16 protein-coding genes and 4 pseudogenes are annotated in these 11,496 nt (G+C 57.3%); 7 read left to right on the top strand and 13 right to left on the bottom strand.

The window, feature by feature from the left end; genetic code table 11:
• From D3D02_RS17680 to D3D02_RS17660, 5 genes and pseudogenes are all read left to right on the top strand, one after another.
• Positions 1 to 328: pseudogene (locus tag D3D02_RS17680) on the top strand (SWIM zinc finger domain-containing protein); the annotation flags it as partial.
• Positions 329 to 478: 150 nt separating this feature from the next.
• Positions 479 to 838: a hypothetical protein gene (locus D3D02_RS17675; protein ID WP_121571266.1), complete on the top strand. Its 360-nt coding sequence runs from the start codon at positions 479 to 481 to the stop codon at positions 836 to 838.
• Positions 835 to 1,329 carry a zinc ribbon domain-containing protein gene (locus D3D02_RS17670; RefSeq protein ID WP_121571265.1) on the top strand — a complete coding sequence of 165 codons (495 nt, stop codon included), beginning with the start codon at positions 835 to 837 and terminating at the stop codon, positions 1,327 to 1,329. Before D3D02_RS17675 ends, D3D02_RS17670 begins: the two co-directional genes overlap by 4 nt.
• A gap of 231 nt (positions 1,330 to 1,560) precedes the next feature.
• Positions 1,561 to 2,631 (top strand): annotated as a pseudogene (tnpC, locus tag D3D02_RS17665) (IS66 family transposase); the annotation flags it as partial.
• A gap of 130 nt (positions 2,632 to 2,761) precedes the next feature.
• Positions 2,762 to 3,169, top strand: a pseudogene (locus tag D3D02_RS17660) (transposase); the annotation flags it as partial.
• A 54-nt stretch (positions 3,170 to 3,223) separates the two neighbouring features.
• Here D3D02_RS17660 and D3D02_RS17655 read toward each other — a convergent pair.
• Positions 3,224 to 3,712: a hypothetical protein gene (locus tag D3D02_RS17655; protein ID WP_121571264.1), complete on the bottom strand. Its 489-nt coding sequence runs from the start codon at positions 3,710 to 3,712 to the stop codon at positions 3,224 to 3,226.
• A 304-nt stretch (positions 3,713 to 4,016) separates the two neighbouring features.
• Between D3D02_RS17655 and D3D02_RS17650 the strand changes: the two genes are divergently transcribed.
• Positions 4,017 to 4,613, top strand: coding sequence for a hypothetical protein (locus D3D02_RS17650; RefSeq protein WP_121571263.1), 597 nt, complete (start codon positions 4,017 to 4,019; stop codon positions 4,611 to 4,613).
• Positions 4,614 to 4,995: 382 nt separating this feature from the next.
• Here D3D02_RS17650 and D3D02_RS17645 read toward each other — a convergent pair whose 3' ends face one another.
• The 4 genes from D3D02_RS17645 to D3D02_RS17630 all read right to left on the bottom strand — a co-directional run bounded on the left by D3D02_RS17645 (position 4,996) and on the right by D3D02_RS17630 (position 6,579).
• Entirely contained in the window at positions 4,996 to 5,565 is a 570-nt protein-coding gene (locus D3D02_RS17645; protein WP_121571262.1) for a hypothetical protein, read from the bottom strand.
• Positions 5,562 to 5,930 (bottom strand): hypothetical protein, encoded by a 369-nt coding sequence (locus D3D02_RS17640; protein WP_121571261.1) that lies wholly within the window; start codon positions 5,928 to 5,930, stop codon positions 5,562 to 5,564. The genes D3D02_RS17645 and D3D02_RS17640 overlap by 4 nt, the downstream gene beginning before the upstream one ends.
• A gap of 120 nt (positions 5,931 to 6,050) precedes the next feature.
• The gene (locus D3D02_RS21560) at positions 6,051 to 6,443 is read right to left on the bottom strand and encodes a transcriptional regulator (protein WP_121571260.1); all 393 of its coding nucleotides are present in this window, start codon (positions 6,441 to 6,443) and stop codon (positions 6,051 to 6,053) included.
• Positions 6,394 to 6,579 carry a hypothetical protein gene (locus D3D02_RS17630; RefSeq protein ID WP_115821790.1) on the bottom strand — a complete coding sequence of 62 codons (186 nt, stop codon included), beginning with the start codon at positions 6,577 to 6,579 and terminating at the stop codon, positions 6,394 to 6,396. The genes D3D02_RS21560 and D3D02_RS17630 overlap by 50 nt, the downstream gene beginning before the upstream one ends.
• 114 nt (positions 6,580 to 6,693) lie before the next feature.
• Between D3D02_RS17630 and D3D02_RS17625 the strand changes: the two genes are divergently transcribed.
• A complete protein-coding gene (locus D3D02_RS17625; protein WP_121571259.1) occupies positions 6,694 to 7,671 on the top strand; it encodes an IS1595 family transposase in 978 nt (325 codons plus the stop codon).
• Between the two features lie 120 nt (positions 7,672 to 7,791).
• On the opposite strand, the gene D3D02_RS17620 is transcribed toward D3D02_RS17625, so the two are convergent.
• The 8 genes and pseudogenes from D3D02_RS17620 to D3D02_RS21285 form a co-directional block, all read right to left on the bottom strand.
• A complete protein-coding gene (locus D3D02_RS17620; protein ID WP_121571267.1) occupies positions 7,792 to 8,211 on the bottom strand; it encodes a hypothetical protein in 420 nt (139 codons plus the stop codon).
• Between the two features lie 271 nt (positions 8,212 to 8,482).
• Positions 8,483 to 8,704 (bottom strand): hypothetical protein, encoded by a 222-nt coding sequence (locus D3D02_RS17615; RefSeq protein WP_121571258.1) that lies wholly within the window; start codon positions 8,702 to 8,704, stop codon positions 8,483 to 8,485.
• Positions 8,705 to 8,829: 125 nt separating this feature from the next.
• Complete coding sequence (locus D3D02_RS17610; protein WP_121571257.1) at positions 8,830 to 9,300, bottom strand: nucleic acid-binding protein; 471 nt, start codon at positions 9,298 to 9,300, stop codon at positions 8,830 to 8,832.
• Entirely contained in the window at positions 9,297 to 9,548 is a 252-nt protein-coding gene (locus D3D02_RS17605) for a ribbon-helix-helix protein, CopG family (protein ID WP_121571256.1), read from the bottom strand. Before D3D02_RS17605 ends, D3D02_RS17610 begins: the two co-directional genes overlap by 4 nt.
• Positions 9,549 to 9,608: 60 nt before the next feature.
• Complete coding sequence (locus tag D3D02_RS17600) at positions 9,609 to 10,232, bottom strand: RNA polymerase subunit sigma-70 (RefSeq protein ID WP_342764630.1); 624 nt, start codon at positions 10,230 to 10,232, stop codon at positions 9,609 to 9,611.
• Positions 10,233 to 10,305: 73 nt separating this feature from the next.
• Entirely contained in the window at positions 10,306 to 10,587 is a 282-nt protein-coding gene (locus tag D3D02_RS17595; protein ID WP_121571255.1) for a hypothetical protein, read from the bottom strand.
• Positions 10,588 to 10,698: 111 nt separating this feature from the next.
• Positions 10,699 to 11,007, bottom strand: a pseudogene (locus tag D3D02_RS17590) (DUF6166 domain-containing protein); the annotation flags it as partial.
• 82 nt (positions 11,008 to 11,089) lie between these two features.
• Positions 11,090 to 11,290: a ribbon-helix-helix protein, CopG family gene (locus D3D02_RS21285; protein WP_121571254.1), complete on the bottom strand. Its 201-nt coding sequence runs from the start codon at positions 11,288 to 11,290 to the stop codon at positions 11,090 to 11,092.
• Between the last annotated feature and the right edge of the window lie 206 nt (positions 11,291 to 11,496).

Below are 11,496 nucleotides of genomic sequence, written 5' to 3'. Positions count from 1 at the left end.
AGAGCGGTACGACGAGGCGATCGCCATCGCGGACCGGTTTTCGGATTACAAGGTGGTCAAGCCGGTCGCCGACGCCGTCTTCGAGGAGCGCCCGCAGTGGACAATCGACGCCTGCAAGGCACAGGCCGAACCAATCATCAAGGAAGGGAAATCACAGCGATATCGACACGCTGTGGACTGGCTAGAGACAGCCGGAAACGCGGCCGACGCTGTGGACGAACTCGACGACTGGCGGGACTACGTACAGGATCTCCGGGATGATCACTATCAAAAGTACAAGCTCCGGCCGATGCTGGAGGAATTACTCGAGGAGTTTGAAGATCGATAGCACAACGAAGACCATAACTGACAGAGAGTACAGACCGATTCGTCATCGAAGGGTGATGGGGATTTTTGATTACAGCGAAGGAGGTGAGACACAGCAGGAATGTACGATTGAGTCCACGGATTCAAGATGTTTCTCCACGAACCGTCGCATATGACCGATAGTTCAGAAACATCACCGTCGTTTCTCTCGTCGCTTCCGAGCCGCCCCATTACCGACGACATCGTGAAGCAGATTGGCGAGAGCAATAACTCGAAAATTCACGGAGCGATGGGGTTTCCGGGATCATCCCCCGGCACGATCGAAGCGTTCCTGCTGGATATGGAAGCGAAGACGTATGTGATCGTCTTTGATCCAACCGCGGAGCGGTGGTACGTCTACAAATCCTTCGAAACCGAGGGGATGAGCCATCAAGAGACGGTCGATTATGCAAGCGACCTCGCCAACGAGTGGCTCGCCCAAAGCCTCTCAGATCGCATCGCGGCCGCAGAAGAGGCGGAGCAGGACATATGATCCTCCGCTACTACGCCGATGCGGACGTCCGTGAGTGGCACGACCACACGCTCCGGCTCTTGCGAACGCTACACGACGAGCACGGCATCACTGTCGAGATCGACCGGATCGACGAGCAGCACGAGCCGATCACGGACTTCCCAGGCGACGTACGATATCCGACGCCCGAAGAGGTCTACGAGCGCGACCTCAAACGCAATCGTGCGTTGAACCATACCATCGATCAGACACCGTCAGAGGCGTTCAAACGCTACGGGAAGCTCGACATCGCTGGGAACGTCGCGGTCGTCGATGAGGAGGGGACCGTCCAGTGGGCCTCAACACTGCCGGGCTACGCTGACGGCTATCGCCCGGGTGCTGCGTCACAGACTGCGATGGACTTTCTGGAGGATATCGCCACCGCTCCGAGCAACCGCATCTGCGTCGAGTGCCTCTCTCTGCTGGATGGCAGCGAAAACTTCTGTCCGAACTGTGGCTACGAATTGCCATAGCGCAATCGGAGAGTCGCTGCGTGGCAAGATCACCGGGATGCGGCTGACCGACTCATCGACTGGCAGTTCACCACCGATGACACACGACTCAAGCTACTTCGGCTCTACCCAGTCGAAATTAAAATCGAAGGTACGTGTTTAGCCCCGAACTGATTTCGGTATACTCTCGTAGGTGCCACTCAACCGGTCTCGTAGATCGATGCAGCAGGCAACAGAGTGCATTCCTAAGGGATGGTCTCCGGACTGGAGACCATCCCGTCTTGCCTGCTCATGACTTCTTCCGGCCCAACCAAAGAGGAAATCCTAGCACGCCTTGCTTCGCTTGAGGAAGAGGTCGAACAACTCCGCGAGGAAAACCAAGAGCTTCGAGAAGAGAACGAACAATTGCGACAGGAAAACAAACGGCTCAGAGCTAAAATCCGGTGGTACGAGGGACCGCATACACCACCGAGCAAGGACCAATCAGACCAAGGAGAGTCGTCCTCGTCCGGTGGGGACGAGGACGACGGACACCCACGTACTGACGGCGGCACGCCTGGTCGAAAGCCCGGACACGACCCTGAGTGGCGGGTTGCACCTGATCCAGATCAGAAAATCGAGGTCACCTGTGACTGCTGTCCCGAGTGTGGCGAAACGTTCGACGAGTCGGCGGGCGTCAGCCCCCGACTCGTCGAGGAACTCCCGGACCCACAGCCACCGGAGGTCACACAGTACAATCGACACCACTACGAGTGCCACTCCTGTGGGACAGAGACTGTCGCCTCACACCCCGACTGCCCCGATGAGGGGCAGTTCGGGGTGAACGTCATCGCACAGGCAGCACTCTCCCGGTACGATCACCGCCTTCCCTACCGGAAGATCGGCGACCGCTTTGAGCAACTCCACGGACTGAAACTGTCGGGTGCGGCGGCGTGGTATGCGACCGAGCGCGCTGCGCGCGCCGGTCGCTGTGAGTACGAGCAAATTCGCCGCCAGATCCAGCAAACCGACGTTGTCCACGTTGACGAGACTGGAATCAAACGCGACGGCGAACAAGCGTGGATCTGGACGTTCACCACCGAGAACCATACGCTGTACGCGGTCAGGGAGAGTAGAGGGAGTGATGTTCCCGCAGAAGTCCTCGGCGAGGACTTCGCGGGAACGGTCGTCTGTGACGGGTGGACGGCGTATCCGGCCTTCAGCAGCAACCTCCAGCGATGTTGGGCGCACATTCTCCGGGAGGCTGAAGACGCCGCCGAGAAGCAGGCAGAAGGCGAACCGATCCACCGTGCCCTCAAACAGCTATACGTCGCTCTCCAGACGGAGTGGTCTGCATAAGTTCTGAACTAGCCGGGACAAACGACGAGAACCACGACATCTCACCGTAGTCTCCCAGCATCTCCGTGCCGTGGCCAGCGTCCATCAATGGGTTCAACAGTTCTGCTGATCACTCCGGCTGGAGAGCGACTTGACAGTTCGTGAGCGAGCAGAACTCCAGCGTGTGGCGCGGAGAGAGCTTGAATCGCTGATAGAGCAGTCTGTTCCCGACGGACCAGTGGCAACACTCCTCGGAAAGATCGAAGGAGGCCTTGACCACTGGCTCACCTTCGTCGGTGAGCCAGCGGTCTCCCCGACGAACAACGCCGCTGAAAATGCGCTTCGTGAGCCGGTGGTTCTCCGGAAGCTCATTGGAACGCTCCGGAATGACCGCGGTATGTTCGTGCATGAGACGCTGCTGTCCCTGCTGGCGACCTGCCGCCAGCAGGGACGCAATCCCTACGAAGAGTTCAAGCGAATCGCTCGAAACAACGAGATGATCTCACGAGCTCAGGCTGTACCCGCTGTTGCGTCTTCGGGGTAAACACGTACAATCGAAGAAAACCAGCAAATCGAGGGCTGAGCCTCAACCCCGATCTCATCCGAAGTAGTTCGGGAGGATGCCATACGTTCTGGCGAGCGTCACGATTTGTTTCTTGAACTCGTCCGACTCTGTGCTGTGCGATTCCGCGAGTGCTTCGACCTCGGAAGAGTATGCCTCGCGAATTGCGTTCGCTTCGGCCCGTCCATCGACTGTCGGCCCCCAGAGAACGGTCGTCCCGTAGTCACCCGGTTCGAGTGGTGGGCCAAGCCGCTCGCGCTCCCCGACACGCTCGATCAGCCCCCGTTCTTCGAGTGATTCGAGTGCCGTCTCGACCTCCGGTTCGAGATCCGCGTCCGCTGGGAAAAACTGCTCGATCGATGGAAGTCCGGGCTCGTCCCTTGACGTGATGAGATCGAGTTTTACACAGGCTGAGACGAAGTCGTCGGTCGTTTTTTCGACGCCACCGTAGTCGTGTTTGTAGCGTCTGTCGTGGGTGGTGAGTTGATCGATGATCGTTCGCTCGATCCACGTCTCGGTTTGCATCGGTTGAAGTGTATCCACGAAGACATAGAAGCCTATCGCACGAGGTGCCAGCCGAGAGCCAAAAAGAGACTACCCCGACGCTCTCTATCCGCTCTTTCAGCACAGACTGACGTCAGTTCCGTCCCGCGCGGTGAGAGCAGTCTCTGGTATCTCTGTCCACGCTTCACCTGTTTCGGATCAGCACGGGGACTCCTCCAACAGACCTTCCAGCATCGGTCTCAACTTGTACTTCTGATCGTGAGGAACGGATATTCTCTCGAAGCCCAATCCGAGGAATTACGCCGCCATCCGACCAAGAACGCGTATGGACCACACTCCCGATGCGTTCGCCGACGCACTCTCCTCTGGCGACACCGAGCGCGTGAATCGGGCAATCGACGAAATCGAGAATACCGAGCTCGAGGAACGAGCCGCCCTGTTCGACGAGTGTTTCGAGATGTGTCTCGACCTTTACGAGGCCGACGATGGATACCAGCGACAGTCCGTGATCCGCTTTGCAGCCGGTCTGTATCCGCGCCTGGCCTATCGAACAGTTGGTTCGGACCTCACCGACGGGACGTTACCGGGCGAGTGGACGCTCGACGAGATCGCGACCCACCGCGAACGTCTGCGGGACCTCTACGTGGACGCACTCCGCGACGGCGACGGCCGTGTGCGACGCGCAGCTGCCAAGGCGATCAAGGAACTAGCGCTGACCGCCGAGATGCTCGAAGCCGAGGACGAACTCCGATCGATGATGGACGAACTGGAAGCGCTCGCCGAGGAGAGTGCGGACGCGAAGCGAAAACACGTCGAGCAGGCCTACGAGAACGTCGCCTTTCACGCGGAAAAGCCGTTTTCCTTACTTCCGGACGGGCTTCGGGACGCGCTCGAGGGCGACGAACACAGTAGTGGACGGTAGCTCACTCGAATATGCTGCTCTGTTGAATAGATGCTGAGCCACGGTTACAGGGACTCACACAGTGATCCTATGTTGATGATGGCGAACATCAGGGCAATTTCACGGAACAGGCGATCGCAGACTGGCAGTACTGGCTCAACCGCTGAGAGCCATACGTTCGTGGTCGAACTATCCTCCCCAAAGACGGATAATAAACGTCTCATCGACCCTCGGCCAATCCACAGAGTGACCAAAGCAAACGAAGACAAGTAGGACAACATCTCCCGAGCCACAGGGTATCGACCGGTCGAGGGCTCTCAAGAGTTGTCGCCGGGGCAGTGTGTTCCGCATAGCGGCTCGCGGATGGGTTCCACGCGGAAGGTGTGGTGGTCCCACCAGATAGCTACTTTTCGAGGCGCTGGAGCAATTGGGTGACGTAGGGACTATTCTCCCAGCTCCGATGCGGGCTGATCGTTGTGAGCAGCGTTCGAGCCTCTTCGGGGCTCAGATGTCCGTTCCGGGCGTAGTCGATGATGAGCCGCGGTGTCGGGATGATCCGTGGCCCTTGCAGCACGGCGTGGATCAGTGGGAAGTTAGTTCCGCCGAACTCGTCTGTGAGAAACCCATCGACATCAAGCGCGTTTGCGAGGACGATGCCATCGGTTTCGCCGTCGTCGAGGCCGAACGTCGGCCGGGAGTCCGGCGTACCCTTACGTTCGTAGGGACCCTCGATCGTGAAGTGGTTTCGGGCCGCGAGGACGTTACTCGCAGCCGCAGCGTGAATATCCTGATACTGCGTGATGTCGCGGAGCTCTGCGACTACCTCCGTTGGCACGACCACTTCACACGAGGTGAGCAGGTACTGGAACGGGTCCGGAACGTCGGTGTCGACGGCCGCGTCCGCACGAGGCACAGCGAGACTGACGAGGGCGCTCGTGTCGACGACAACTGTTCGCAATCGTGGGCCGCTCATCGATCGTCGTCGGTCTCGGTGTCGACCGTCGTCACATCGCCTTCGTAAATGTCGACGTCCTCCGGGGCAGCGAGATCAAGTGGCACGTCCTCAAGGTCCGCTTTGAGGAGGTGGAGTCGCTGTGCGGTCTCGGCACCGACCAACTGCTTGACCGTCTCGAATTCGAGTTGGTCGTCGTAGTACTTCGTCGCGACCAATTCCTGAAACGTCTTGCTGTCGGCCGTGTCTTCGATGTACTCGCGAATTGCCTCAACAAGCAGATCCGTACGATCCTTATCGAAGAGGTCGGCGATCGCATCCAGCCGGTCGACGAGATACTCCGGCGACTGGAAATGGACCCGTCGCGGGTCGTCGCTTGCGCTCATTCTATGTGCAAGTTCTGCACATAGGCCCATAACGGTTTCGGCGTATGCATAGAGCTTGCATATAAACGCCCGTGAGACAGGAATGGCCTACGCCGGTCTCAGAGGGTGAAAAACACGTGGCTAGTCTGCGCTAGCTGGGGTGCTGTCTACGTCGACGTCGTCGAGAAGCGGGTAGTCGATGTGCATCTCGATTTTATCGAAGGGGACAACTGGCCGGATCGCCCCCCCAGGGCCACCTTCCTTGAGTTCGAGGATACCCAATACCTCCAGCTGTTTCAGATCTGCATGAACATCGGAGACGTCGCGGTCGACGAGTCGTGCAGCCTCCCGCATACTTGATGGGCGCTCTTTGGCGATGGCCTGTATGAGATCGAGGCGCAGTGGAGTGAGACTGTCGACGAGAGCGTCATAAGTCCCGAACTGGAGTACTGCACGCTCATCGCTTTCGTCCAGTTCATCAGCTTCAGCAGTCTGAATCGACCTGCGGGACCTCCTCGGGGATCGCGTTAGCATCGCCTTCGAGGAGTCGGAGTACAGCGTACCGGAGATACTCGTGTGTAGGGGAGTTCGTGGTTTGGGCGATCTGGTCGTACTGCTCTGCGACTCGCTCCGCTTCTGCCAGAACGGCTCTGAGATGTCGTTCTGTCATGATTCGGTGAGGCTGGAATGCGCCTCCGCCCCTCGGCGGGCGCTCAAAACTCGCTCTTGTGTAGAGCTGCGGAAAGACCCTGTAGTTACACTGAACCAGCCATAATCTAGGAATATGTCTTCTGCTCAGCCGGCGTTCGGAGCGATGTTTCGGGAGCTGATTGAGCTGGGCGTCGTTGAGATCGACACGGAGCCGCTCGATGCGGGCATCGAGCGGCGACTCAAGGAATTCTGGGAGAATATATCCTGTCCACGGTGCGGTCACAACGCTGTTCAAACGTGGCCGCATCTCGACCGTGTGTGGTGCCGTGACTGCAACTTCAAGCCGGTCTACACCTACGGAACTCCGTTTCACGAGAAGCACCTCACCGCAGGAGAGGTGCTTCTCGCGTTCACGCTCTACGCCGACACGTTGCTCAGTATCAACCAGATCGCACCGTTGCTCGGTCGGGCCTACAAAACCGTTCACACGGCGATTCGGGAGGTGGAAGCCGCGGTTCAGCGCGGCTTCCCCGTCGTCTGGGAACTTCTCGATCAGACCATCGATGGACCGACGCAAGTCGACGAATCTGGGACGGTCTGTTCGGGCTACAAAGGACAAGAGCCGCCGCGGAACAGCCGTTCGCGCGGCGGCTCGTCCCAGACAGGCCGATCACGCTGGCGGGGACGCCACGGTGATCAGCTGACGCTCGTCGCGGCGTGCCGCGACTCGCTTCGCGTGATCCGTGGTCAACCTGGCATCGACTTCAGCGGTGATCTTGAGCCAGTGATTCAAGAGGCTGAAGACCTCTCCCAGCGGTTGGGAGAAGTCTGGACCGACGGCCTCCAAGCCTACCGAGAGATGGAGCGTGACCACCGAACGGTTGTCCACAAGGAGAGATACGTATCGCCTGACGGCGTCCACATTAACCAAGCTGAGTGCCTGTTCTCGCTCGTTCAGCCGTGGCTGCGGAAGTTCCGCGGCCTGTCCAAGCAGGGCTTGGAACAGGCCGCGCACACCTTCGGCATCATTCGGTCACTCAACCTATCTGGTGAATCTGTCGAGACAACTATTGACTGCCTCGTTATTGGGTCTTTCCGCAATTCTACATAAGAGCGCTAGCCGTTAACCAACATCGGTTGCTACTGGATGAGTAATGTTGGTTAATTGGGCTGGTTCCCTGTGGGGGCTGCTACGCTGTCGGCTCAGCAGGGATAACTCGCAGATCTCAGTTCAGTACGGATGGTAGCTCGGAGCGATATCCCCGGTTAGTACACTGCTCTCGAAGGCGTTGCTTTCGCTGCCCTCGAGGTCGATGATTCGATAGACTGCATCACCGCTCCAGTCACACTCCTCGCTCGAACACATCGCACTAGCCAGGGCTCCGTTCTCTGTATCGAGATGGATGCTTTGGAGATCGAGTGGCTCGCTACAGAGTGGGCACGTCGCCGGAACTTGCGCATATCGGTAGCCCGTACTGATGTCGATGTCATCTTGCTCAGCGTCGATGCCACGAAGCCCTTCGACGAGATGGCCGACTCGTGAACGGAACTCGGTGAGAAGCGCGTTGCGGGCTTGCTCGTCGATGGGGAGCTCGGCGCTATCGAGAGTGATCGTTATTCGATACGCTGACGTCTTGTTGGAGTCTTTCATCTGGTTCACCTCTGGGGGTACGTTTGATTCCCCCGCACCCCTTTGGGGGAGAAAAACTATCCCCAGCTGTTCTCCTCCGGCGTTAATGGGTGGTTCCACTCTCGAGAGTGGCAACGATATCGAATGGATCGGAGAGGCGGAGGTTATCACGCTCAGAGTTAGGAATCAGACTATAATAGTCTGAACTATAACATTCCAATTCCTATTACAGCGGGCCAATTTATCGAGCCACCACCGACTAAGGTTCCGATAGACACTTCCGAATGTTGTGTCAGTCTTCTTGTGAGCGGATGTCGCTGGCCTGCTGTTCAAGTCGCCGGAGGATCTGAATGCGTCCTTGGTTCGCGTTCTCGTAGGCGACACACGCTCGCAGCGTCTCCATATCGTGAATCGTCACGATCCCTGCATTGATGAGTCGAGAGTTTGGTGGCTCAAGACGTTGTTTTGGTGTAAGACTGTCCGATTCTACAGATTGGTCTGATAACTCACTCACTGGTATTCGCCTCACGCTCTTGAGGCGAGGAGAAACACCTCTAGTTTGGAGCTGCTTCCGTGACCGGCTAGTACCGCTTCTCTTTGTAGCGGATTTTCAACCGAGAGGCGGGAGTAGCATCAGAATTATCTGGTTGATTCATTGAGCAGTGTGATTCCTCGTTCAACTACCGCGTCCGTGATGAACAGGCTCGTTTCTGTTTGGAGTGCCCGCATCAGCTCGGCTGCTTTTGATTTGGTGAGTTCCCCACGAGTGTATGCGAGAACAATGACACCGATTGAGCCATGCACCTCGACATTGACATCCTCAGCAGCGTCACGGGCTGCAAGGTCGTCAGTTAAAAGGACAGCTGAGCGCTCAGATGCGACCGCAAGAGCGGCAGTCTCTCCAGGGTCTAAATCAACGATGGGTTCGGTTTCCTCTGCCTCGACAAGTTCATACTCGAGATGATCGAGCGCAGACGGAACCGTGCCTGCCTCGAGTTCTTCGTATACGGTCTGTGGAATGAGTAACCCATCGACTGCCGAGAGCAACTGAAGCGCGTCAATTTCGTCGAGATGAATTAGTGGGCCTGTATCAGCGACCGCAACGATCACGCACGTAGGCCCCACTGAACATCGTCTTCGACTGCCTGCAGTTCACGTTCTGCACGCTTGACGCGGTCACGCCCAACGAGTTCGATCGCTGCTTCTCGATCGATTTCGTCGTTCACGTACCGCGAGAGGACGAGGTCTATCCAGAGGTCTTCGACACCGCGTTCCAACGCCTGTTCGAGGATCTCCGACTCGGGGATGCCCCGCGCTTCCGCGATTTCTTGCACCCGTTCGGTGAGATCCGTGGCCATGTCTCCACAATTGCTCTGCGATGACTTAAACGTCCGTGGATACGCTATTGGCAGCCCAAGTTAGTTTGTGCGGTAGTTCGCGTCAGTGTCGATCTCGTCGTACATGCGGCCGAGCATGTCGAGTGCTGACTGGAAGTGCGCGTAGTGCTCGTTTGCGAACGCTACGGTTTCTTGGAGGGAGATAACGGGCCGTCCGTCGACCATCTCGGCCTTGATCTGTGCCTCCGACTCGAGGACCACCTGTATCGAACTATCGAGGTCGTCAGCGGGCTGGCGCTCTTCTGCAGTCGGGATTCCGAATCGATCGAAGAACTCCGTCCAGGCGTCGAGCTCGGATTCGTGGACGGCGATGAACAGCGGATAGTCCTCTGGGTCGCGAGCGACCTGGTAGCCACCGCGGGTCCAGACGTAGACCGCATCGATGGCAGTGAATGCATACTCCATACCCGCGAACTGCGGGAGGACGTACGCCTCCGAGATCGACAGCGGCGAGATGTCTGTTGCCGCCGTCAGGAACTCGAGACCGGCGTCTCGGATTGTCTGGTCGACGAGCTGGAGGCCATCATCGTACACGACGTATCCCGCCTCTTCGAGGCGATTCACGACGCGCCGAATCGTCTCCCGGTTCTCGTCGATTTTCCGCGCGACGCCGGAGATGGAATCCCCTGGGTCAAGCGCGAGAATGACCTTGAGTTCCTTCTCACCTCACACTTCGTACATCCTATGGTTACACAATTCTGTGCAACAGACAAAAGAATTACTCTTCGTGTGGGTCTACTGGCTGGATTTGGCGAGCGTCTTCGGCGAGGTCGTGGATGTACTCGCGAAGCGTCTCCATATCCTTGCGGGCCTCTTCCAGCGTTTTCGCCTTCACCTTGGCTTTGATCTGGTCTTCATCTCGCGTCCCGGTTCCGCGTTTGAGTTTCACGGTCAGCGAGACACCAACATCAGTGCGCTCGACGCGCTCTGTTTGCTCCGTTTGATCTCCGTTTATTGCCGATTCTGCCGAGTCGGTGGCTGGTTGCTTCGAGTCAGACATTTTATTCTCACGAGGACTATTGGAGGGTCCTCGCACCCCTCCCGAGGGCAAAAAACACGATTCTATCAGACGCCGTCCTTGGGTTATCCGTGCAGCCTGTAACAGGCAACCTCACTGTCCTGCAGACGCTGCGAGAACCTCTGGGGCGTTCACACCAAGGGCGGACTCAATCTCACTACTGGTGAGTCGCCAATGCTCTGTGGGACCGGCGCACTCCAGTTGACTCACAACCTCGCTCTTGAACTGGGTGTAATGCGTTAGCGCAAATTCTTCGTCCTCGGTGTAGTCGAGCAGGAGCGCGAGTGCGAGCTGCGCTGGCCCACTCCCACTGTATCCCCATTCGAACCCCGAGGGACTGTGGTTTACCAGCTTGAGGCTTCGGTCTGGAGTGAGGCGTGAGCGTGTCATAGAACTCTTCACACACTACAGTTAGATTGATTACTGTTATAGCAGATAACTCGTTTAGAAGTTCATACACTGAGTGTACGGTATTTAGAAACAGTTAGAGAGTGCCCTTTCGTTTCCGAATAATGATTGCTCGAACCCGTTCAACGTGGTTCGTCTCTGATTGAAGGAATGCTGTGAGGTTGGCTTCGACGATCTCGGAGCGGCTGACTCCGAGATCGTCACACTCAGCGACTAGTTCATCCACTTCTCGCACGATTTTCTTGTCAACAGCGACGCCGAACTTCTCTTTCGCCATAGCTACGACAAGCTAAGAACAGCGTGCACCAAGTGTACGGCGCTTTCAATCTGTTAGAGTTGATTCAACAAACCATGAGAACTCCTATGAAAATCCTGCAACGAAAAATAGCAGGTGATTGATGATAATTATTGGGGTGAGCTTCAGCTCACCCGAATGTAGGCCATCGAATCACCAGACAGCAGTGATCTCCGACCGGTTCGTTA

Origin of the sequence: Halobellus sp. Atlit-38R (genome assembly GCF_003665925.1) — an archaeon.
Taxonomy (GTDB): Archaea; Halobacteriota; Halobacteria; order Halobacteriales; family Haloferacaceae; genus Haloquadratum; species Haloquadratum inordinatus.
The sequence above is the reverse complement of the archived record's forward strand: the minus strand, read 5'-3'. Positions and strand labels throughout refer to the sequence as shown.